Genomic DNA, 21,410 nt, shown 5'->3' with positions numbered 1-21,410 from the left:
AGGGGAAATCGTGCGGGACCACGCGGTCGTCATCGGGGGCAGCATCGCAGGGTTGTGCGCGGCACGGGTGCTCTCGGACCGCTATGCCAGGGTGACGGTTTTCGAGCGCGACGACCTGCCAAGCTCGGCGGCGAACCGCGCCGCGGTACCCCAGGACCGGCACCTGCACATGCTGATGGCCCGCGGCGCAATGGAGTTCGAGAATCTGTTTCCCGGGTTGCTGGCCGACATGGTGTCCGCGGGCGTGCCGATGCTGGAGAATCGGCCGGATTGCATCTATCTCGGCGCCGCGGGCCATGTGCTGGGCACCGGCCACACCCTGCGCAAGGAGTTCACCGCCTACGTGCCCAGCCGTCCGCACCTGGAATGGCAGCTGCGGCGGCGGGTCCTCGACATCGAGAACGTCGAAATCATCCAGCGTCACGTCTTGGAGCCGAGGTTCGACGCGGCCCGCGGACGAGTGACCGGCGTGTCGCTGGATCCCGACAGCGACGGTGTCGCGGAGTTCGTCCCCGCCGACCTGGTGGCGGACGCCGCCGGACGGGGCACCCGGCTGCCGGTGTGGCTGACGCAGTGGGGATACCAGCGCCCTGCCGAGGAGACGGTGGACATCGGCATCAGCTATGCCACGCACCAGTTCCGCATTCCCGACGGCCTGATCCGGGAGAAGGTGGTGGTGGCCGGCGCCTCACACGACGAATCGCTGGGGCTGGGCATGCTGTATTACGAGGACGGCACCTGGGTGCTGACCACCTTCGGCGTGGCCCACGCGAAACCGCCGAAGACCTTCCCGGGAATGCTCGCGCTGGCCGACCAGCTGCTGCCGCCGCGCTTCAGCGCAGCACTGGCCCACGCAGAACCGTTGGGAGAACCGGCGTTTCACGCGTTTCCCGCCAGCAAGTGGCGCCGCTACGACAAACTGGAGCGCTTCCCGGTCGGGATCGTCCCATTCGGTGACGCGGTGGCCAGCTTCAACCCCACGTTCGGCCAAGGGATGACGATGACGTCACTGCAGGGTGGCCATCTGCGACGGGCGCTGGCATTCCCCGACGAACGGCTGGCCGCCGAACTCAACCGCGCCACGGCCAAGACGACCTATCCGGTCTGGATGATGAACGCCATCGGCGACATCACCTTCCACCATGCCGAGGTCGGGAGGGTGCCGTGGTGGTGGCGTCCGTCCGGTGCCCTGTTCGACCAGTTTCTCGGCGCCGCCGAGACGGAACCCGTTCTCGCCGAATGGTTTTTGCGCCGGTTCTCGCTGCTGGACAGTCTGTACATGATTCCGCCGCCACGCATCATCGGTCGTGCCATGCGGCACAACATGCGGTTGTGGCTCCGCGAACGCCGGGAAGCGCGCGCCGTGGCGATCGCGAGCGCGGCGCAGCCGGGCGAAGCGGGTCGCCACCATTAGGTCTAGCCGCTACAGCCCTACGGTCGCCCTGAACAGCTTGGCGGGCTCACGTGCGAGCAGGCGGATGGGCCCGTCGTCGGCAGCCACCCAGGCGGCCATGCCCCGGCCGAGGTCGAGCGACCCGGATTTGCCGTACACCGTCGCGAAACCCTCAGTGCACAACAGGATTTGAGGGCCCTCATGACGCGAGGACGCGTCGACTTCATGACCAAGATGCTCACCCTCGAGCACCAGCAGCGAAACCGCGAACTCGTCGGTCGGGGTGTCGTAGACCAGCGAGAGCCCGTCGCGGTGGATCGGCGGGCGCAGCTCGGCCTCGGCGGTCGGCGTGAAGTCGAGCACCCGCAACAGTTCCGGCACATCGACGTGCTTGGGGGTGAGGCCGCCGCGTAATACGTTGTCGGAGTTGGCCATTACTTCCAATGCGAAGCCACGCAGATAGGTATGCAAATTGCCGGCCGACAAGAAGATCGCTTCTCCGGGAGCCAAGTCGATGCGGTTGAGCAGCAACGCCGCCAGCACGCCGGCGTCACCGGGATAGCGTTCGCCGAGCTCCAGCACGGTCTTGACCTCTGGCTCGAATTCCGTTGCGCCAGAGCTGATGTAGTGGATGGCCCCATCGAGGACGGCGGGCACCAGCACGTCGATGTCGGGTTGCGGTGCGGTGATCCAGGTGGTGAACAGCGCGCGCAGACCGTCGGCGTCGGACTGGTCGTTCAGCAGTTCGATGTAGGGGTCGAGGTCGGAAACGGCGAGCGCTCGCAGCAAGTCGGTGGTACGCGAGGCCTGCCGAAATCCCGCCAGCGCCTCGAACGGCTGCAGCGCCACCAACAACTCCGGCTTGTGGCTGGTATCGCGGTAGTTACGGGTGGGCGCGGTCACCGGAATGCCCAACCGCTCCTCGCGCAGGTAACCCTCGACGGCTTGCTCGGCACTGGGATGAGCCTGCAGCGACAGCGGCTCGTCGGCCGCCAGCACCTTCACCAAGAACGGCAGCACATCGCCGAACCGGGCCCGCGACGCGCTGCCCAGCTGACCTTCCGGATCGGCGGTCAGCGCCTGCAGCAGCGACACCTCGCCGTCCGCCGTCTCCAGCCACGCCGGATCGCCCGGGTGGGCACCGAACCAGAGCTCCGCCTCGGGGTGAGCAGCGGGAACGGGACGCCCGGTGAACTCGGCGATATCGGTGCGCGATCCCCACGCGTATGTCCGTAACGCTCCGCGTAGCAGTTCCACTTTGGTATCTATCCCCGCGCCAGTCGCAGATAAACGGCGGCCATCTCCAGCCGAACGGCCAATATAGCCAGTTGCTGCTCGGGACGAGTGGGCGCGGGCAACGTGCCGGGGGCGTCCGGCAGATCCGGTACGTCATCGGCCGCAATGAGGTCGACGTCGTGCAGACCGGCGACGCGGGCGGCCACGACCGTCCGCTCGGCGGCCAAGGTCAGCGCCAGCACCCTCAGCCGCTGCGGCAGCGGACCATCGATCTCTTCGTCATGGAAGAGGGCATCGGCGGGATCCTTGAATCTGTCGGCCGCTCCGATGCTCAGTGCCGCCGCGGCTTCGGCCAGCCCGGCGGCGGCAACGACCTGATCAGCGATGCGCAACAACACCGAACTGGCGTGCCGGGCCAGCGCCAGCGTGGCGGCACAGTCGCCGGCCAGCGCCACCCGCCGGCCGGACATGCGGGCGGCGAGCGTCTTGGCCGGGTTGGTGAACAGCTCGCGCCCGGCGCTGTTGTGCAGCGCCTCGGCGTCCAGCTCGTCGGCCAGCAGCGCCAGGTCCACGGTGAGCCTGGGATCCACGGCCTGCAAGGTGGCCAGACCGACGGCCAGGTACCGGCACAGCCCGAACTCGTCGGAAACCCACAGCCGTGGTGACAGTTCGGCGACGCGCCCCGCCGTGGTATCCCGCAGCGGGCCCTCATACGGCGTGGCCACCACCACCCGCGCGCCCCGGCGGACACCGGTCGCGGCGGCGCCGATCAGGGCCGGGTCGCCGGCGTCGTCGCCCGCGACGACCAGCACGTCAAGCGGACCGATCCAGGGCGGCGCCTCCGTGGCGATCACGATGGGGGCGGCCGCGGTACCACCCATCGTCGCGGCCAGCATGGCGCCGGCCGTCTCGGCGGTACCGCGACCGGCCACCCAGATCACCGTCCGGGGCCGATCGTCGATTCCCAGCGATTCCAGCGCACCTTCGTCGCGGGCTGCGGCCACCGCACGCACCTGAGCGCCGGACGACGACGCCGCCCGCAGCAGGCCTTGCCGGTCGGCGGCAAGCAGGCCGGCGGAATCTTCGAGATCGATTGCGCTGGTGGTGTTCACGGCAAGGCCCCTTCGGGCGCCGCGTGGGCGGCGATTTGGGCCCTGACGTGTGCGACGACCGCGTCGACGTCCTCGGTGGTGCGACCCTCCACATTCAGCCGCAGCAACGGCTCGGTGTTGGAGCTGCGCAGGTTGAACCAGCTGCCGTCGCCCAGGTCCACCGTCACCCCGTCGAGGTGGTCGATGGAATGAATCCGGGTGCTCAATGACTTGAGCACGGCGTCCACACACCGCGGGGCGTCGGTGACGGTGAAGTTGATCTCGCCAGACGATTCATACCGTTGGTAGTCGGCGGCCAGCTCCGACAGTGGCCGGTGCTGTTCGCCGAGGGCGGCCAGCACATTCAGTGCGGCCAGCATCCCCGAGTCGGCACCCCAGAAGTCGCGGAAGTAGTAGTGCGCCGAGTGCTCACCGCCGAATATCGCGCCGGTGTCGGCCATGAGCGCCTTTATATAGGAGTGGCCGACGCGTGAGCGCAGCGGTGTGCCGCCCCGCTCGGTGACCAGTTCGGCTACCGCGCGCGAGGTGATCACGTTGTGGATGATGGTGGCGCCGATCTCCCGGGTGAGCTCACGAGCGGCGACCAGGCTGGTCACCGTCGAGGGTGACACCGGCTCGCCGCGTTCGTCGACCACGAAGCAGCGGTCGGCGTCGCCGTCGAAGGCCAGCCCGATGTCGGCTCCGGTGTCGCGGACGTAGGCCTGCAGGTCCACCAGGTTCGCCGGGTCGAGCGGGTTGGCTTCGTGGTTCGGAAACGACCCGTCGAGCTCGAAGTACAGCGGCAACAAGGTGATCGAGTCGATCGCGCCGAGCACGGCCGGGGTGGTGTGGCCCGCCATGCCGTTGCCGGCGTCCACGGCCACCCGCAACGGTCGCAGTCCGGACGTGTCCACCAGCGAACGCAGGAATGCGCCGTAATCGGCCAGCACATCGCGGTCTGAGCTGGTGCCGGGTACTCCGTCATACCCGGGGACGCCGGCGATGATCTCGTCGCGGATCACGGCCAGACCGGTATCGGCGCCGACCGGTTTGGCGCCCGCGCGGCACAACTTGATGCCGTTGTACGCCGCGGGGTTGTGGCTGGCGGTGAACATCGCACCGGGGCAATCCAGCCGGCCCGAGGCGAAGTACAGCTGGTCGGTGGACGCCAGCCCGATTCGCACCACGTCGAGGCCCTGACGGGTCACCCCGGCCGCGAATGCTGCGGCCAGCGACGGTGAGCTGTCCCGCATGTCGTGGCCGATCACCACCTGCCGCGCATCCTCGGCACGCATCAGTCTGGCGAATGCCTCGCCCAGCTCGCCGGCCAGCGACTCGTCGATCTCCTCACCGACCAGACCGCGCACGTCGTAAGCCTTGATGACACGGTGGACAGCCGCGGCGGTCCGAGACATGCGGTGGCTCCTGAGAACTTGGACTGATTGCGCCTCTGGCCGCCAGCCTATCGGGCCGGTGGCGATCGCAAGCGCGGCGTAGCCGGGCGAATCGGGTCGCCACCATCGGGCTACCGCGTCGGGGTGAGATTGCGACGTCAGTCGGCGGGGTCGGGCAGAACCCGGAGATGTCCGCGGCGGCGCCCGGAGCGATGCTCCGGGGGCGCCAACAAACCGCTGCTGGGTGCGGTCGCCTGGGCACCCGCATGCTGTAGTGACGGGTCCGGAAAGCCATTCAGCGGGGCACGGGCCCCGTCGAATCCGGACTGCGCGCCACCGCCGGATCTGCCTTCGCGCACGGCATCCGCCAGTGCCACCAAATCGTCCTCGTCGGGGTGGGTGGGCAGGGTGGGCAAGGGTCCGGCGTGGCGGACCAGTTCCCAACCGCGCGGTGCGGTGATACGGCTGGCATGGCCGACGCACAAATCCCACGAATGCGGCTCCCGCACGGCGGCGAGCGGACCTACCACCGCGGTGGAGTCCGAGTAGACGAACGTCAACGTCGCCACTGCATAGTGCGGACACCCGGGCCGGCAACAGCGACGGGGAACGTTCACGACCGAAAGGCTATCGTGCGGAAACGCCGGGCAGCGCCGGACACGCGCAACCGGTCGAGGCGGGATGTGCAACCGTTACCATCGGCGCGTGGGCGATTCGCGCAGCTACCCGCGGAGCGGCCGATCGGCTGCGCAGCGAAGTTCCCGACGGGGTCGCGATATGCGCGGACCGCTGCTACCACCGACCGTGCCGGGCTGGCGCAGCCGGGCCGAGCGGTTCGACATGGCGGTGCTGGAAGCCTACGAGCCCATCGAGCAGCGCTGGCGCGATCGCGTGTCCGAGCTTGACGTCGCTGTCGACGAGATTCCGCGCATCGCGGCGAAGGACCCGGAGAGCGTGCAGTGGCCGCCGGAGGTCATCGCCGACGGGCCGATCGCGCTCGCCCGATTGATCCCCGCCGGCGTCGATGTCCGGGGCAACGCCACTAGGGCGCGAATTGTCTTGTTTCGCAAGCCGATCGAGCGACGGGCGAAGGACACCATCGAACTCGCCGAGCTGTTACATGAAATCCTGGTGGCTCAAGTCGCCGTCTATCTGGACGTCGAGCCCTCGGTCATCGACCCGACGATCGACGACGACTGACCGGGCTGGTGCTCAGCCGATACCGCGCTTGAGGCGGCGGCGCTCGCGCTCGGACAGCCCGCCCCAGATGCCGAAGCGCTCGTCGTGCGCAAGTGCGTACTCCAGGCACTCATGGCGCACCTCGCAGCCCAGGCAGATTTTCTTGGCCTCGCGGGTCGAGCCGCCCTTTTCGGGGAAGAAGGCTTCCGGATCCGTCTGCGCGCACAAGGCCCGGTCCTGCCATTGATCTGGGGTGGTGGGCAGGGGTTCGGGCTCGAAGGCGGCGGGCGCTTCGGGAACCACGGTCAAGTGCGGTCGAGAGACCGCCGCCGGCGCCGAGCCGACAGTGGTGTGCGGTGTGCTTGCCAATACGCCCCGAAGGTGCTCGTAGGACATGCTTCCTCCGCCTCCTCAGATGCTTTGGGAGAGTGAATATTTCGCGCTGTTGTGATGTACAGACAATTCGAACAAGTGATCGAATCTCGGTCTGCGACACCGGAACCGGCCGGCCAACCGGGAAATGACACTGATGTGATTAGACACGGGTTGGCCTGTCCGGTCAAGCATTTTGGCGCATTTCCATACCATCTCGTGATCAAATTTCTGCGTTTCTGTCACGGTTGGCCGTCGGCGTGTCTAGTGCAACTGCTCACAATTGCCTTCAGCCGCAGTAACAATCGTCCCTTTAGTCACTGCATTACCACTAATATCAGCCCTTTACAGAGTTCGCATCACGATGGACCGATTCGGCCGACACGAGCGGCATTTTCGGTGTGTTGAAGCTGAATTGTCTGACTCGGCCACCCAAGCCGACGGAACGGTCAGCCGCCGCCCGCATTGTCGGTGGGCAGTACTGTCAAGCGATGTGAAGGTCACCGTTCTGGTCGGTGGGGTCGGCGGGGCCCGCTTCCTACTCGGGGTGCAGCAGCTGCTCGGCTTGGGTCAGTTCGCCCCGGGTCAGTTCGGCCCGTCGGACCACCCGGGCACCGGCCACGAGCTGACCGCCGTCGTCAACATCGGCGACGATGCCTGGATCCACGGGCTGCGCATCTGTCCGGACCTGGACACCTGCATGTACACCCTCGGCGGCGGCGTCGACCCACAGCGCGGCTGGGGTCACCGTGACGAAACTTGGCACGCTAAGCAGGAACTGGCGCGCTACGGCGTTCAGCCCGATTGGTTCGAACTGGGTGACCGCGACTTGGCCACCCACCTGGTACGCACGCAGATGCTGAACGCCGGCTATCCGCTGTCGCAGGTCACCGCGGCTCTGTGTGACCGCTGGCAGCCCGACGCACGGTTGCTGCCCGCCAGCGACGACCGGTGTGAGACACATGTGGTGATCACCGACCCGGCGGACGGCAACCGTCGGGCCATCCACTTCCAGGAGTGGTGGGTGCGCTACCGCGCCCAGGTGCCCACCCACAGCTTCGCTTTCATCGGCGCCGAAAAGGCAAGCGCCGCAACCGAAGCCATCGCGGCGATCGCCGAGGCCGACGTCGTGATGCTGGCGCCGTCCAACCCGGTGGTCAGCATCGGAGCCATCCTGGCCATCCCCGGCATCCGCGCGGCATTGCGGACGACCGCCGCCCCGGTCGTCGGCTACTCCCCGATCATCGGGGGAAAGCCGTTGCGGGGCATGGCCGATACCTGCCTGAGCGTAATCGGGGTGGAGTCCACCGCACAGGCCGTGGGGCGGCATTACGGTGCGCGCGCCGCCACCGGGATACTGGACTGCTGGCTGGTGCACAACGACCCAGCCGACTCCGCCGCCGAAATCGAGGGGGTCGCGGTGCGCTCGGTACCGCTGCTGATGAGCGACCCGAAGGCAACCGCGCAAATGGTGAGCGCCGGACTTGAACTCGCGGGTGTGGCGTGACCGAACACGGCACCGGCTCGCCCGTCGAGATCCTGCCCGTCACCGGGCTTCCCGAATTCCGCCCCGGCGACGACCTGGCGGCCGCCATCGCGCAGGCCGCCCCCTGGCTGCACGACGGCGACGTCGTCGTGGTCACCAGCAAGGTGGTGTCCAAGTGCGAGGGCCGGCTGGTCCCGGCGCCCGAAGACCCCGACAGCCGAGACGAACTGCGCCGCAAGCTGATCGACGACGAAGCGGTGCGGGTGCTGGCGCGCAAAGGCCGAACCCTGATCACCGAGAACCGGCTCGGGCTGGTTCAGGCCGCGGCCGGGGTGGACGGATCCAACGTCGGCCGCGACGAACTGGCGCTGCTGCCGGTCGACCCGGACGCCAGCGCCGCGGGCCTGCGCACCGCGCTGCGTGAGCGGCTTGACGTCAACGTCGCGGTGGTCATCACCGACACCATGGGCCGTGCCTGGCGCAACGGCCAGATCGACGCCGCCGTCGGCTCGGCGGGTCTGGCTGTGCTGCACAACTATTCGGGCAGCGTCGACCGATACGGCAACGAGTTGGTGGTCACCGAGATCGCGGTCGCCGACGAGGTCGCCGCGGCCGCCGATCTGGTGAAGGGGAAGTTGACCGCCTTGCCCGTGGCCGTGGTGCGCGGACTGCCGGGGCATGTGGTGACCGACGACGGCTCGACGGCTCGGCAATTGCTGCGGCCCGGCCCCGAAGACCTGTTCTGGCTCGGCACCGCCGAAGCCCTGGAGCTGGGCCGGCGGCAGGCTCAGCTGCTGCGCCGGTCGGTACGCCGGTTCAGTGACCAGCCGGTGCCCGGCGAGCTGGTCGAAGCCGCCGTCGCCGAGGCACTCACCGCTCCGGCGCCACATCACACCCGCCCGGTGCGATTCGTGTGGCTGCGCACCCCGGCCGCCCGGACCCGGCTGCTGGACCGGATGAAGGACAAGTGGCGTTCCGACCTCGCCGGCGATGGCAGGCCCGCCGACTCGGTGGAACGCCGGGTGGCGCGGGGCCAGATCCTCTATGACGCGCCCGAAGTCGTCATCCCCTTCCTGGTTCCCGACGGCGCACACGCCTATCCCGACGCCGCCCGCACCGACGCCGAGCACACCATGTTCACCGTCGCGGTCGGCGCTGCCGTGCAAGCCCTATTGGTGGCGCTCGCCGTACGCGGCGTGGGCAGCTGCTGGATCGGCTCGACGATCTTCGCGGCAGACCTGGTCCGCGCCGAGCTACAGCTGCCTGCCGACTGGGAGCCGCTGGGCGCCGTGGCGATCGGTTACGCCGAAGAGCCACCTGGACTGCGCGACCCGGTGCCGGTTACCGATCTGCTGGTTGTCAAGTGAGCATCTTCGCCGGCAAGGCGGCGGCGTCCGCCGACAAGATCCGCGGCGGCTACTACACCCCAGCGCCGGTGGCCCGGTTCCTGGCCGGCTGGGTACGGCAGGCCGGCCCGCGGATCCTCGAGCCGTCCTGCGGCGACGGCGCAATCCTGCGCGAGCTCGCCGCCGTGAGCAACGACGTGCGCGGCGTGGAACTGGTAGCCGGCGAGGCCGCGAAGGCGCGGGCGTTCGCGCCGGTCGACGGGGCGAACCTGTTTACCTGGCTGCGCGACTGCACGTCGGATTGGGACGGCGTCGCGGGCAATCCGCCGTACATCCGGTTCGGCAACTGGCCGTCACACCAGCGTGAGCCGGCCCTGGAATTGCTGCGCGGCGTCGGGCTGAAGCCCACTCGGCTGACCAATGCCTGGGTCCCGTTCGTCGTCGCGAGCAGCATGCTGGTGCGCGACGGCGGGCGGGTGGGTCTGGTGCTGCCCGCCGAGTTGCTGCAGGTCGGCTACGCCGCGCAATTACGCGACTTCCTGCTCGGCCGCTTCTCCGAGATCACGCTGATCACCTTCCGGCGGTTGCTGTTCGACGGCATCCTGCAAGAAGTCGTGCTGTTCTGCGGTGTCGCCGGCCCGGGTCCGGCGCGGATCCGCACGGTCAACCTGGATGACGCCGACGCTCTCGTTGACGCGGACCTGAACGTCGCCCCGGCTCCCGCGCTGTTGCACGAGAAGGAGAAGTGGACGAAGTACTTCCTGCGCCCGGGTCATATCGAGGTGTTGCGCACCCTCAAGGGTTCCGGTGTGATGGCGCGGCTGGGCGATGCGGCCGAGGTGGACGTGGGCATCGTGACGGGCCGCAACAGCTTTTTCACCTTCACCGACGCGCAGGCCCGAAGCCTCGGGCTCACGCGATATTGCGTGCCCCTGGTCTCGCGCAGCGCCCAACTGAGCGGCCTCGTCTACGACGCCGATTGCCGTACCAGCGATGTCGCCGACAACCACCGGACCTGGCTGCTGGACGCCCCGCCCCAGCCGACCGACCCGGCGCTGCTCGCGCATATCCGTGCCGGCGAAGCTGACGGCGTCCACTGCGGCTACAAGTGCTCGATCCGCCGGCCGTGGTGGAGGACGCCGTCGCCGTGGGTCCCGGACCTGTTCCTGCTGCGGCAGATCCACCTGGCGCCGCGCCTGACCGTCAACGCCGCCGCGGCAACCTGCACCGACACCGTCCACCGGGTCAGGGTCAGGGTCGAGCCGGCCGCGCTGGCCGCCGTTTTTCACAACAGCGCCACGTTCGCCTTCGCCGAGATCATGGGCCGCAGCTACGGCGGCGGCATCTTGGAGCTGGAACCCGCCGAAGCCGAGCAGCTGCCCATTCCCCCGCCGCAGTTTGCGGATGCCGAACTGGCCCAGGACGTGGATCTGCTGCTGAAGGCCAACGAAACGGAGAAAGCGCTCGATTTGGTGGATGCTCGGGTGCTGGTCGACGGACTGGGCTTGTCGCGTGACGTGGTGGCGCAGTGCCGATCGGCGTGGGCGGCGTTGCGGGATCGCCGCGGAAGGCGAGGCTCCCGGTGAGCCTCCGCGAGTCGACGATCGCGACCTTGACGCAGTGGCAGGCGCCCGACCCGGCCCAGGACTCGTTGCGGCAGGCGGTGCTGGCCTTCGTGCTGGCCCGCGACGACGCCTGCCGTCGCGAATGCGTGCCCGGACACATCACCGCGTCGGCGCTGGTGCTCGATGACAGCGGCGCTCGGGTATTGCTCACCCTGCACCCGCGCCTGGGTCGCTGGGTACAGCTGGGCGGTCATTGCGAGGACGACGACGGCGACATCGTCGCGGCGGCGCTTTGCGAGGCTACCGAGGAATCCGGGGTGGACGGCCTGCGCATCGCGCCGGAATTGGCCGCCATTCATGTCCACCCGGTCACGTGTTCACTGGGCGTACCGACCCGGCATCTCGACTTACAGTTCGTGGCGTTCGCGCCGGCCGGCGCCCAGATCACGCTCAGCGACGAGTCCGACGACCTGCGGTGGTGGCCGGCCGACGCGCTGCCGTCGGGAACCGATCACGCCTTGCGGTATCTGGTGGGCCGGGCGCTCGATTTGTGACGCGCTGGGCCGACGAGGTTCGCGCCGAAGTCACTTCAGGGTTTTCGAGTGTGACGCCTGGGCTTTGAGCGTGAGCCCAGGGCGTTCAGTGTGAAGCCACGCATTCGAATGTGAAGACTGGGCTTTGAACGTGAGCCTAGGGCGACGATCGCGCCGAATCTGCGCCCTGGATACACCCCTGACGCCCAGGTTTCACACTCAACGCCCTACACGCAAGCCGACAACGGTGAACAGCTCACACGTCGGAGGAATACCGGATGCCGCCGTCGGGAATCGCGACACCGGGCCACACCCGGGCGCCCCGTAGCAGTTCACAACGGGCCCCGATGTCCGCGCCGTCACCGATCACTCCGTCGCGGATCAGCGCCCGCGGGCCGATGCGAACACCGAAGCCGATGATCGACCGCTCGATCACGCTGCCCGCCTCGACCTTTACCCCGTCGAAGATCACCGCGCCGTCCAGCCGGACGCCGGGACCGATCTCGGCGCCCCGCCCGACGACGGTCCCGCCGATCAGCACCGCTCCGGGAGCCACGGCCGCACCGTCGTGCACCCACTGCTCGCCTCGGTGGCCGCTCATCGCCGGTGACGGTGCTATCCCGCGCACCAGATCCGCCGACCCGCGGACAAAGTCTTCCGGGGTGCCCATGTCACGCCAGTAGGTGGCGTCGACGTACCCGCAGATCGTGACGTGCGCGTCGGACAGCAGCGCCGGGAACACCTCGCGTTCCACCGATACCTCGCGCCCCCGCGGAATCCGGTCGATGATGTGGCGCTTGAAGACGTAGCAGCCGGCATTGATCTGATCGGTGGGTGGGTCCTGCGTCTTTTCCAAGAACGCGGTGACCCGTCCGTCGGCGGTGGGCACGCAGCCAAACGCCCGCGGGTCACCCACCCGCACCAGATGCAGGGTGACGTCGGCCTGCTCGGCACGGTGGAACTCCAGCAGCTGGCCCAGGTCGGCGCCGGAGAGCACGTCGCCGTTGAACACCATCACGGTGTCGTGCCGCAGCCTGTCCGCGACGTTGGCGATGCCGCCGCCGGTCCCCAGCGGATGCTCCTCGGTCACGTACTCGATCTGCAGGCCCAGCTTCGAGCCGTCGCCGAACTCGGCCTCGAACACCGCGGCCTTATAGGAGGTGCTGAGGATCACGTGCTCGATGCCGGCCGCCGCGATCCGCGACAGCAGATGGGTGAGAAACGGCAGCCCGGCGGTGGGCAGCATCGGCTTGGGCGCCGACAACGTCAAGGGCCGCAGCCGGGTGCCCTTGCCGCCGACCAGCACCACCGCGTCGACCTGCTTAACCAAGTCAGTGCCGCCCTTCCGCGAGCTTGAGCAATCGGCGACGTGAACTGCGCACCATCAACCGTGAGCGCACCGCCAGCGATCCCCGCAACACCCACCGCAGCGGCGCCCGCCACCAGCCCGGATGCCGATCGGCGAGGAAAATATAGGTGCTCTTGTGATGCGCCGTCAGGTGGCTCGCCGGGTCGCGGCCGGTGGAGTGGCCCTTGTGGTGCAGGACCTCCGCCGACGGCACGTAGACGCTCTGCCAGCCGGCTTTGGCGAGGCGGTCACCCAGGTCGACGTCCTCCATGTACATGAAGTAGCGCTCGTCGAAACCGCCGACCGCCCGGAACGCGGACCGGCGCACCAGCAGGCATGATCCGGACAGCCAGCCCACCACCCGTTCGCTGGGCTCCAGGCGCTCCTGGCGGTAGGCCGCGGTCCACGGGTTGCCCGGCCAGACGGGCCCGAGCAGCGCATGCATGCCGCCGCGGATCAGGCTGGGCAGGTGCCGCGCGGACGGGTACACCGACCCGTCGGGGTCGCGGATGAGCGGGCCGAGCGCGCCGGCGCCGGGCCACCGGGCGGCGGCGTCCAGCAGGGCGTCGATGCTGCCCGGCCCCCACTGCACGTCCGGGTTGGCCACGATCACCCACTCGTGGGCGTCTTGGTCGCTGTCGAGCTGCGCGATCGCGCGATTCGCGGCGGTTCCATAGCCGAGGTTGCCCCCGGTATCGAACATCCGGACGTTGTCGTAGCGCTCGATCGCGGCCTGCGGTGCGCCGTCGGTGGAGCCGTTATCGGCCATCACGACGCTGACGGGCCGGTCGGTGGCCAGCGACAGCGACGCCAGGAACCGCTCCAGATGGGGGCCCGGCGAGTAGGTCACCGTCACGACCGGCAGTACGTCAGTCACGCGTAGAGGGTAACGGTCGTTCGGCACAGGCGCGGCTGTGACTTGCTTGCAGCGCGGCGACAAGTGCACTGCGCCAGGGTCTTAACGGGGTCAGGCCCGCCTGGGCGGACTGCCGGCTGCCCAGCGCGGAGTAATGCGGGCGCGGCGCCGGTCGCGGAAATTGCGCGGTGCTGACCGGCCGCACCCGCTGCGGGTCGGCGCCACATTCTTCGAACACCGCGCGGGCCAGCCCGAATCGGGAGACCGCACCCTGGTTGGCTGCGTGCAGGACGGGCGCCCGCACGCCACCGTCGGCCACCTCGAGTAGCGCGTCGGCCAGGTCGGCGACATACGTCGGCGAGCCGACCTGGTCGTCGACCACATCGACGGGGCCCTCACCGGCGGCCAGCCGGCGCATGACGGCGACGAAGTCGTTGCCGGTGCCGCCGGTGTAGAGCCACGCGGTCCGCACCACAATCCCTTCCGGCAGCACTGCCAGCACGGCCTTTTCGCCGGCCAGCTTGCTGCACGCGTATACGCCCAGCGGCGCGGTCTCGTCGCCGGGTTCGTACGGGTTCGCTCCGTCGAGCGGCGGACCACAGAAGACATAGTCGGTGGAGATGTGGATCAGCCGGGCCCCGGCCCGTGCGCAGGCACGGGCGACGTGTTCGGGGCCTTCGGCATTGACCGCGAATGCAGCGGCTTCGTCGCTCTCGGCGGCGTCGACGTTGGTGTAGGCGGCGCAGTTCACCACGACATCGCCGCGCTGGACGAACCGCTCGGCGGCCTGCGCGTCGGTGACGTCCCACTGCGACGACGTCAGCGCCAGCACGTCGCGACCCTGCCGGTCGGCCCGCGCCGCCAGACAGCTGCCCAGCTGCCCGTTGGCGCCGGTGATCACCAGCCGTTCTGACATGCGTTCGAGTCTGGCACGCCGGACGGGCGCCTCGGGCACGCCGGGGTCAGCTTCCCGAGAAGCAGGTGTGGCACAAGTAACCTATTGTGATGCCTGTGCAACGTGTGGTTCGTGTGGTTGCCACTGTGCTGACAGTTCTCGTGGTCCTCGGCACCGGCGTCGCGTGGAGCAATGTTCAATCGTTCCAGGACGGCATCTTCCACATGTCGGCGCCATCGTTGGGCAAGGGCGGCGACGACGGCGCGATCGATATCCTGCTGGTCGGATTGGACAGCCGCACCGACGCACACGGCAACGCGCTATCCGCCGAGGAATTGGCGACATTGCGGGCCGGCGACGAGGAAGCCACCAACACCGACACCATCATCCTGATCCGGATACCGAACAACGGCAGGTCGGCCACCGCGATCTCGATACCGCGGGACTCCTACGTCTCAGCGCCCGGCTTGGGCAAGACCAAGATCAACGGCGTCTACGGGCAGACCAGGGAGATCAAGCGAACCCGCCTGGTCCAAGCCGGAGCGTCGGCCAGCGAGGCCGCGGCGCAGGGCACCGAGGCGGGCCGCGAAGCCTTGATCAAGACCGTCGCCGACCTGACCGGCGTCACCGTCGACCACTATGCCGAAATCGGGCTGCTCGGTTTCGCGTTGATCACCGACGCGCTCGGTGGCGTCGAGGTGTGCCTCAAAGAGGCTGTGTACGAACCACTTTCAGGTGCCGACTTTCCGGCCGGCCGGCAGAAGCTGAACGGGCCGCAGGCGCTCAGCTTCGTCCGCCAGCGCCATGAGCTGCCGCGCGGAGACCTGGACCGGGTGGTGCGCCAGCAGGCGGTGATGGCCTCGCTGGCGCACCGGGTGATCTCCGGCAAGACGTTGTCCAGCCCGTCCACGCTGAAACGGCTGGAGGCCGCCGTGCAGCGTTCGGTGGTGTTGTCGTCGGGCTGGGACATCATGGACTTCGTGCAACAACTGCAGAAGCTGGCCGGCGGCAACGTCGCCTTCGCCACCATCCCGGTGCTCGACGGCTCCGGCTGGAGCGACGACGGGATGCAGAGCGTGGTGCGGATCGACCCGCGCCAGGTTCAGCAGTGGGTCGACGGCCTGCTGCATGAGCAATCGCAGGGCAAGACCGAGCAGCTGGCCTACACACCCGCCAAGACCACCGCGCATGTGTTCAACGACACCGACATCAACGGTTTGGCCGCCGCGGTGTCAGATGTGTTGAGCGCCAAGGGATTCGCCGCCGGATCGGTCGGTAACAACGACGGCAACCACGTGAAGAACAGCCAGGTGCGCGCCGCCAAGCCGGACGACCTGGGCGCCCAGGAGGTCGCCAAGGAACTGGGCGGGTTGCCGGTGGTCGCCGACGCGTCGGTACCGGCCGGATCGGTCCGGGTGGTACTGGCCAACGACTACACCGGCCCGGGCTCGGGGCTTTCCGGCGCGGTCACACCGCGGCGCGCCCCGGGCGGCAGCCCTGCCGAGGGCACCGCTCCCCCGCCCTCGCCGATTCTGACCGCCGGCTCCGACAAGCCGGAATGCATCAACTGAGCACGCTGAGCGGGGCGATCCTGGACCCGCTGCTGCGGGCCGACCCGGTCGGCCCGCGTATCACCTACTACGACGACGCGACCGGTGAACGTATCGAGCTGTCCGCGGTGACGTTGGCGAACTGGGCCGCCAAGACCGGCAACCTGCTGCGCGACGAGCTGGGCGCCGGTCCGGCCAGCAGGGTCGCGGTGTTGCTGCCGGCACACTGGCAAACGGCGGCGGTGCTATTCGGGGTGTGGTGGATCGGTGCCGAGGTGGTGCTGGACGGCCCGGGAGACCTGGCCTTGTGCACGTCCGAGCGGTTGGACGAGGCGGACGCCGCGGTGGCCGGCGGCTCAGCAGGTGAGGTGGCGGTGTTGTCGCTGGACGCCTTCGGCCGGCCGGCGCCCGACCTGCCCGTCGGGGTCATCGACTACGCGACCGCCGTGCGGGTGCACGGCGACCAGATCGTCCCCGAGCGCCATCCCGGCCCCGCACTTGCCGGCCGATCGGTGGACCAGACCCTGGCCGATTGCGAAAACTCCGCGGCCGCAAGGGGTTTGACGTCCGCCGATCGGGTGTTGTCCAGCGCATCGTGGGACACGCCCGACGAGCTGGTGGACGGTCTGCTGGCGGTCCTGGCGGTCGGCGCGTCCCTGGTGCAGGTGGCCAACCCCGATCCGTCGGCGCTGCAGCGTCGGGTGGAGACCGAGAAGGTCACGCGGGTTTTCTGAAGCGGTGTGGGTGGCCGTTGGCGGGCATGGGGGTTGGCGAGGTTGACGTGGTCGCCGCGTTAGGCGCGCCTACTGCACCGGCAGTTTCAGCACCCGGTTATTGCCAACGTCGGTGACGTAGACGGCGCCGGAGCGGTCCACCGCCACACCGTGGGGACGACTCAGGCCGGTGAAAGGCAGCACGACCTGGGCAGACGAACCTGCCGCCAACGTCACCACCCGGTCATCGACATCTTCGGTGACGTAGACGGTGCCGACGCCGTCCACCGCCACACCCCCGGCAGTGAAGAGGCCGAAGGGCAACACGTTCTGGGCAGACGAGCCCGCCAGCAATCTCGCCACCCGGGTGTTGCCGGAGTCGGCGACGTAGACGGTGCCCGCGCCGTCCACTGCCACATCCACGGGAGTGATGAGGCCGATGAAGGGCAGCACATCCAGGGCGGACGAGCCCGCCGCCAACCTCACCACCCGGTTGTTGCCGAAGTCGGCGACGTAGACGGCGCCCGCGCCGTCCACCGCCACACCGTAGGGACGGTCCAGGCCGGTGAACGGCAGCACGACTTGTGCAGACGAGTCCGCCGCCAACCTCACCACCCGGTTGTTGCCGGAGTCGGCGACGTAGACCGTACCGGCGCCGTCCACCGCCACACCCACGGGACCGATCAGGCCGGTGAACGGCAGAACATCAGGGGCAGACGAACCCGCCGCCAACCTCACCACCCGACTGCTGCGGTTGTCGGCGACATAGACGGCGCCAGCGCCGTCCACCGCCACACCCGCGGGATGGTCCAGGCCGATGAATGGCAGCACAATCTGAGCGCCATAGGACCGCGCCGCTGATGCCGCGGATGACCGCGCCGCCGATGTCGGCGATGACCGCGACGACCCCTGCTTGTGGAGGGCGATAACGCCGATGACCGCGGCGATCACGGCGACCAGTGCAACCGCACCAGCGGTGAGCGCGATGCTGCGCCGACTGATCCCGCCGCCTCGTGTCACGGTACGCGGGGCGGGCTGCCATGACGGTGGCTGATGGGCGGGGGCCGGTGCTGCGGCGGTCACGGCCGCCGACGGGGCGGCCACCCCATGGTGTGCTGGCCGGGTCTGGTCGATTCGCGCCGGATCCGGCCCCGGCCGGCCAACAGGTTGGGTGATCGCGTCACGGGCGGCCTCGACCAACTCGACGGTGCTGGCATACCGCTGGTCGGGGTCTTTGGCCATCCCCCGGGCAATGACCTCATCGACGGCGGCGGGCACCTCGGGCCGGGTCACCGACGGGCGCGGCGGCGGTGCTTGCAGGTGGGCCATCATCAGCCGCGGCATGGTGTCGGCGTTAAACGGCGGCTGGCCGGTCAGGCACTCATAGAGCACACACGCCAGCGCGTAGACGTCCACCCGGGCGTCCTCCTGCCCGTCGAGGCTCAGCCGCTCCGGCGCAATGTAGGCGAACGTCCCAATCGTATTGCCGGTCTTGGTCATCCGGGTGTCATCGGCCACCCGAGCGATCCCGAAATCGATCAGATAGGCGAAATCGCGGTCATCAAGCAAAACATTGGAGGGTTTGACGTCGCGGTGGACCAACCCGATCCCATGGGCGGCATGCAAAGCTTCGCCGACCTGGCCCACAATGCGCACCGCCCGCGCCGCATCCAGCGGACCCTCGGCCAGCACAGCGGCCAAGTCACGCCCGCTGATCAGCCGCATGCACACAAAAAGCCGGCCATCGATCTCGCCGTAGTCATATATCGGAACCACGTGCGGGGTTTCCAAGCGCGCCGCCGCATGCGCCTCCCGGCGGAAACGCCGCTGAAACTCCTCATCCTTGGACAATTTCGCGGGCAACACCTTGATGGCCACCACCCGGTCGGTGACGGTGTCGTGGGCCCGCCACACCTCACCCATACCGCCCTCACCGAGCAACTCCACCAAGCGGTAACGCCCGAACGGTGTGCCCTCCACCGGCCCACCATACGTTGGGCGCCTTATCGACGTCCGGACTACAAGGTCAGCGGCACATACCGCTGCCGCGCCACCTACGCCAGGGCATCAAAGCGGGGCCAGCACCCCCGGGGTCTACTGCACCGGCAGTTTCAACACCTCATTGTTGCGGAAGTCGGTGGCGTAGACTGTGCCGGCGCCATCCACCGCAACACCCCAGGGATCCTTCAGACCGGTGAAGGGCAGTACGTCCTGGGCAGACGAGCCCGCCGCCAACCTCAGCACCCGGGCGTTGCCGTAGTCGGCGACGTAGACGGCGTCGGCGCCGTCCACTACTACACCTTTGGGCTCCTTCAGGCCGGTGAAGGGAAGCACGTCCCGGGCAGACGAGCCCGCCGCCAGCCTCAGCACCCGGTTGCCGTCGGTGACGTAGACGGCGCCCGCGCCGTCCACCGCCACACCGTAGGGAAAGCTCAGGCCCGCGAAGGGCAACACATCCTGGGCAGACGAGCCCGCCGCCAACCTCACCACACGTTCGTTACCGCCGTCGACGACGTAGACGGCGCCGGTGCGGTCCACTGCCACACCCTCGGGAGTGATGAGGCCGGTTAACGGCAGCACATCTGGGGCAGACGAGCCCGCCGCCAACCTCACCACCCGGTTGTTGCCGGAGTCGGCGACGTAGACCGTACCGGCGCCGTCCACCGCCACACCCACGGGACCGATCAGGCCGGTGAACGGCAGAACATCAGGGGCAGACGAACCCGCCGCCAACCTCACCACCCGACTGCTGCGGTTGTCGGCGACATAGACGGCGCCAGCGCCGTCCACCGCCACACCCGCGGGATGGTCCAGGCCGATGAATGGCAGCACAATCTGAGCGCCATAGGACCGCGCCGCTGATGCCGCGGATGACCGCGCCGCCGATGTCGGCGATGACCGCGACGACCCCTGCTTGTGGAGGGCGATAACGCCGATGACCGCGGCGATCACGGCGACCAGTGCAACCGCACCAGCGGTGAGCGCGATGCTGCGCCGACTGATCCCGCCGCCTCGTGTCACGGTACGCGGGGCGGGCTGCCATGACGGTGGCTGATGGGCGGGGGCCGGTGCTGCGGCGGTCACGGCCGCCGACGGGGCGGCCACCCCATGGTGTGCTGGCCGGGTCTGGTCGATTCGCGCCGGATCCGGCCCCGGCCGGCCAACAGGTTGGGTGATCGCGTCACGGGCGGCCTCGACCAACTCGACGGTGCTGGCATACCGCTGGTCGGGGTCTTTGGCCATCCCCCGGGCAATGACCTCATCGACGGCGGCGGGCACCTCGGGCCGGGTCACCGACGGGCGCGGCGGCGGTGCTTGCAGGTGGGCCATCATCAGCCGCGGCATGGTGTCGGCGTTAAACGGCGGCTGGCCGGTCAGGCACTCATAGAGCACACACGCCAGCGCGTAGACGTCCACCCGGGCGTCCTCCTGCCCGTCGAGGCTCAGCCGCTCCGGCGCAATGTAGGCGAACGTCCCAATCGTATTGCCGGTCTTGGTCATCCGGGTGTCATCGGCCACCCGAGCGATCCCGAAATCGATCAGATAGGCGAAATCGCGGTCATCAAGCAAAACATTGGAGGGTTTGACGTCGCGGTGGACCAACCCGATCCCATGGGCGGCATGCAAAGCTTCGCCGACCTGGCCCACAATGCGCACCGCCCGCGCCGCATCCAGCGGACCCTCGGCCAGCACAGCGGCCAAGTCACGCCCGCTGATCAGCCGCATGCACACAAAAAGCCGGCCATCGATCTCGCCGTAGTCATATATCGGAACCACGTGCGGGGTTTCCAAGCGCGCCGCCGCATGCGCCTCCCGGCGGAAACGCCGCTGAAACTCCTCATCCTTGGACAATTTCGCGGGCAACACCTTGATGGCCACCACCCGGTCGGTGACGGTGTCGTGGGCCCGCCACACCTCACCCATACCGCCCTCACCGAGCAACTCCACCAAGCGGTAACGCCCGAACGGTGTGCCCTCCACCGGCCCACCATACGTTGGGCGCCTTATCGACGGGCCCGCCCCCGCTTGGCGAGCGAGACGCAGAATCGCACGCTTCAGTGCCCTGCGCGTGCGATTTTGCGTCTGCTCGGCATTCATATTGATATCGCAATATTTCGATGTTAGCGTCGTCCGGAAAGGTCGACAGCACACGTGAGGAAGGTTCGGGCAATGGCGGTGTACGGGCTCTTGGGCAAGGCGGCATCGACGGTGGTCACCGGGCTGGCCGGGGTGACCGCCTACGAGCTGTTGCGCAAGGGCCTGGCCAAGGCGCCGCTGCACGAGACCGCGGTATCGGCCGCGGCGCTGGGGCTGCGCGGGACCCGCCGGGCCGAGGAAGCCGCCGAGTCGGCGCGGCTCAAGATCGCCGACGTGATGGCCGAGGCCCGCGAGCGCATCGGCGAAGAGGCGCCCACCCCCGCCGTCGGCGACGTCCACCAGCACGAGCACTAGC

At 68.7% G+C, this 21,410-nt stretch carries 19 protein-coding genes; 9 read left to right on the top strand and 10 right to left on the bottom strand.

Going from position 1 to position 21,410, the window contains the following annotated elements; translation table 11 throughout:
- The first annotated feature begins 10 nt into the window (after positions 1–10).
- Entirely contained in the window at positions 11–1,414 is a 1,404-nt protein-coding gene (locus tag AC5Y2L_RS09190; RefSeq protein ID WP_499933891.1) for an FAD-dependent oxidoreductase, read from the top strand.
- A 9-nt stretch (positions 1,415–1,423) separates the two neighbouring features.
- Here the strand turns inward: AC5Y2L_RS09190 and manA are convergent, their stop codons facing one another.
- The 4 genes from manA to AC5Y2L_RS09170 all read right to left on the bottom strand — a co-directional run bounded on the left by manA (position 1,424) and on the right by AC5Y2L_RS09170 (position 5,731).
- Positions 1,424–2,650, bottom strand: a complete 1,227-nt coding sequence (gene manA / locus AC5Y2L_RS09185; protein ID WP_499933450.1) for a mannose-6-phosphate isomerase, class I — start codon at positions 2,648–2,650, stop codon at positions 1,424–1,426.
- Between the two features lie 8 nt (positions 2,651–2,658).
- Entirely contained in the window at positions 2,659–3,741 is a 1,083-nt protein-coding gene (locus tag AC5Y2L_RS09180) for a TobH protein (RefSeq protein WP_499933451.1), read from the bottom strand.
- Complete coding sequence (locus AC5Y2L_RS09175; RefSeq protein WP_499933453.1) at positions 3,738–5,135, bottom strand: phosphomannomutase/phosphoglucomutase; 1,398 nt, start codon at positions 5,133–5,135, stop codon at positions 3,738–3,740. The genes AC5Y2L_RS09180 and AC5Y2L_RS09175 overlap by 4 nt, the downstream gene beginning before the upstream one ends.
- A gap of 137 nt (positions 5,136–5,272) precedes the next feature.
- Positions 5,273–5,731, bottom strand: coding sequence for a DUF3499 domain-containing protein (locus AC5Y2L_RS09170; protein WP_499933454.1), 459 nt, complete (start codon positions 5,729–5,731; stop codon positions 5,273–5,275).
- A 160-nt stretch (positions 5,732–5,891) separates the two neighbouring features.
- Between AC5Y2L_RS09170 and AC5Y2L_RS09165 the strand changes: the two genes are divergently transcribed.
- A complete protein-coding gene (locus AC5Y2L_RS09165; protein ID WP_499933455.1) occupies positions 5,892–6,314 on the top strand; it encodes a metallopeptidase family protein in 423 nt (140 codons plus the stop codon).
- A gap of 12 nt (positions 6,315–6,326) precedes the next feature.
- On the opposite strand, the gene AC5Y2L_RS09160 is transcribed toward AC5Y2L_RS09165, so the two are convergent.
- Positions 6,327–6,689: a WhiB family transcriptional regulator gene (locus AC5Y2L_RS09160; protein ID WP_499933457.1), complete on the bottom strand. Its 363-nt coding sequence runs from the start codon at positions 6,687–6,689 to the stop codon at positions 6,327–6,329.
- Between the two features lie 469 nt (positions 6,690–7,158).
- Between AC5Y2L_RS09160 and cofD the strand changes: the two genes are divergently transcribed.
- From cofD to AC5Y2L_RS09140, 4 genes are read left to right on the top strand one after another with little or no spacing between them, the layout of a single operon-like run.
- Positions 7,159–8,172: a 2-phospho-L-lactate transferase gene (gene cofD, locus AC5Y2L_RS09155; protein ID WP_499933458.1), complete on the top strand. Its 1,014-nt coding sequence runs from the start codon at positions 7,159–7,161 to the stop codon at positions 8,170–8,172.
- Positions 8,169–9,518, top strand: coding sequence for a coenzyme F420-0:L-glutamate ligase (locus tag AC5Y2L_RS09150; RefSeq protein WP_499933460.1), 1,350 nt, complete (start codon positions 8,169–8,171; stop codon positions 9,516–9,518). Before cofD ends, AC5Y2L_RS09150 begins: the two co-directional genes overlap by 4 nt.
- Positions 9,515–11,083: an Eco57I restriction-modification methylase domain-containing protein gene (locus AC5Y2L_RS09145; RefSeq protein WP_499933461.1), complete on the top strand. Its 1,569-nt coding sequence runs from the start codon at positions 9,515–9,517 to the stop codon at positions 11,081–11,083. The genes AC5Y2L_RS09150 and AC5Y2L_RS09145 overlap by 4 nt, the downstream gene beginning before the upstream one ends.
- Positions 11,080–11,616, top strand: a complete 537-nt coding sequence (locus AC5Y2L_RS09140) for an NUDIX hydrolase (RefSeq protein ID WP_499933463.1) — start codon at positions 11,080–11,082, stop codon at positions 11,614–11,616. The genes AC5Y2L_RS09145 and AC5Y2L_RS09140 overlap by 4 nt, the downstream gene beginning before the upstream one ends.
- Before the next feature lie 235 nt (positions 11,617–11,851).
- On the opposite strand, the gene manB is transcribed toward AC5Y2L_RS09140, so the two are convergent.
- From manB to rfbD, 3 genes are read right to left on the bottom strand one after another with little or no spacing between them, the layout of a single operon-like run.
- Complete coding sequence (manB, locus tag AC5Y2L_RS09135; protein ID WP_499933464.1) at positions 11,852–12,925, bottom strand: mannose-1-phosphate guanylyltransferase; 1,074 nt, start codon at positions 12,923–12,925, stop codon at positions 11,852–11,854.
- Position 12,926: 1 nt separating this feature from the next.
- Positions 12,927–13,820: a glycosyltransferase family 2 protein gene (locus AC5Y2L_RS09130; protein WP_499933466.1), complete on the bottom strand. Its 894-nt coding sequence runs from the start codon at positions 13,818–13,820 to the stop codon at positions 12,927–12,929.
- Complete coding sequence (gene rfbD, locus AC5Y2L_RS09125) at positions 13,813–14,715, bottom strand: dTDP-4-dehydrorhamnose reductase (protein ID WP_499933467.1); 903 nt, start codon at positions 14,713–14,715, stop codon at positions 13,813–13,815. Before rfbD ends, AC5Y2L_RS09130 begins: the two co-directional genes overlap by 8 nt.
- A gap of 86 nt (positions 14,716–14,801) precedes the next feature.
- On the opposite strand from rfbD, the gene AC5Y2L_RS09120 reads away from it, so the two are divergent.
- Positions 14,802–16,265, top strand: coding sequence for an LCP family protein (locus AC5Y2L_RS09120; RefSeq protein WP_499933469.1), 1,464 nt, complete (start codon positions 14,802–14,804; stop codon positions 16,263–16,265).
- On the top strand, positions 16,253–16,978 hold the full coding sequence (locus AC5Y2L_RS09115; protein ID WP_499933470.1) for a TIGR03089 family protein: 726 nt from the start codon (positions 16,253–16,255) through the stop codon (positions 16,976–16,978). Before AC5Y2L_RS09120 ends, AC5Y2L_RS09115 begins: the two co-directional genes overlap by 13 nt.
- A gap of 69 nt (positions 16,979–17,047) precedes the next feature.
- On the opposite strand, the gene AC5Y2L_RS09110 is transcribed toward AC5Y2L_RS09115, so the two are convergent.
- Both AC5Y2L_RS09110 and AC5Y2L_RS09105 read right to left on the bottom strand, forming a co-directional pair.
- Entirely contained in the window at positions 17,048–18,880 is a 1,833-nt protein-coding gene (locus tag AC5Y2L_RS09110) for a serine/threonine-protein kinase PknD (protein ID WP_499933893.1), read from the bottom strand.
- Between the two features lie 171 nt (positions 18,881–19,051).
- Positions 19,052–20,881 (bottom strand): serine/threonine-protein kinase PknD, encoded by a 1,830-nt coding sequence (locus AC5Y2L_RS09105; RefSeq protein ID WP_499933895.1) that lies wholly within the window; start codon positions 20,879–20,881, stop codon positions 19,052–19,054.
- A gap of 246 nt (positions 20,882–21,127) precedes the next feature.
- Here AC5Y2L_RS09105 and AC5Y2L_RS09100 point away from each other — a divergent pair, with 246 nt between their 5' ends.
- Positions 21,128–21,409, top strand: coding sequence for a DUF1490 family protein (locus tag AC5Y2L_RS09100; protein WP_067237558.1), 282 nt, complete (start codon positions 21,128–21,130; stop codon positions 21,407–21,409).
- The last annotated feature ends 1 nt before the right edge of the window (position 21,410 follow it).

It is taken from the genome of Mycobacterium sp. NGS66 (genome assembly GCF_059812225.1).
This window is presented reverse-complemented; position numbering and strand designations above follow the sequence as displayed.

Bases quoted from the DNA above. Each gene is read 5' to 3' on its own strand.
- AC5Y2L_RS09110 (WP_499933893.1), bottom strand. From the start codon at position 18,880: ATGGGTGAGGTGTGGCGGGCCCACGACACCGTCACCGACCGGGTGGTG.
- AC5Y2L_RS09160 (WP_499933457.1), bottom strand. From the start codon at position 6,689: ATGTCCTACGAGCACCTTCGGGGCGTATTGGCAAGCACACCGCACACC.
- AC5Y2L_RS09115 (WP_499933470.1), top strand. From the start codon at position 16,253: ATGCATCAACTGAGCACGCTGAGCGGGGCGATCCTGGACCCGCTGCTG.
- AC5Y2L_RS09165 (WP_499933455.1), top strand. From the start codon at position 5,892: ATGCGCGGACCGCTGCTACCACCGACCGTGCCGGGCTGGCGCAGCCGG.
- AC5Y2L_RS09105 (WP_499933895.1), bottom strand. From the start codon at position 20,881: ATGGGTGAGGTGTGGCGGGCCCACGACACCGTCACCGACCGGGTGGTG.
- AC5Y2L_RS09175 (WP_499933453.1), bottom strand. From the start codon at position 5,135: ATGTCTCGGACCGCCGCGGCTGTCCACCGTGTCATCAAGGCTTACGAC.
- rfbD (WP_499933467.1), bottom strand. From the start codon at position 14,715: ATGTCAGAACGGCTGGTGATCACCGGCGCCAACGGGCAGCTGGGCAGC.
- AC5Y2L_RS09100 (WP_067237558.1), top strand. From the start codon at position 21,128: ATGGCGGTGTACGGGCTCTTGGGCAAGGCGGCATCGACGGTGGTCACC.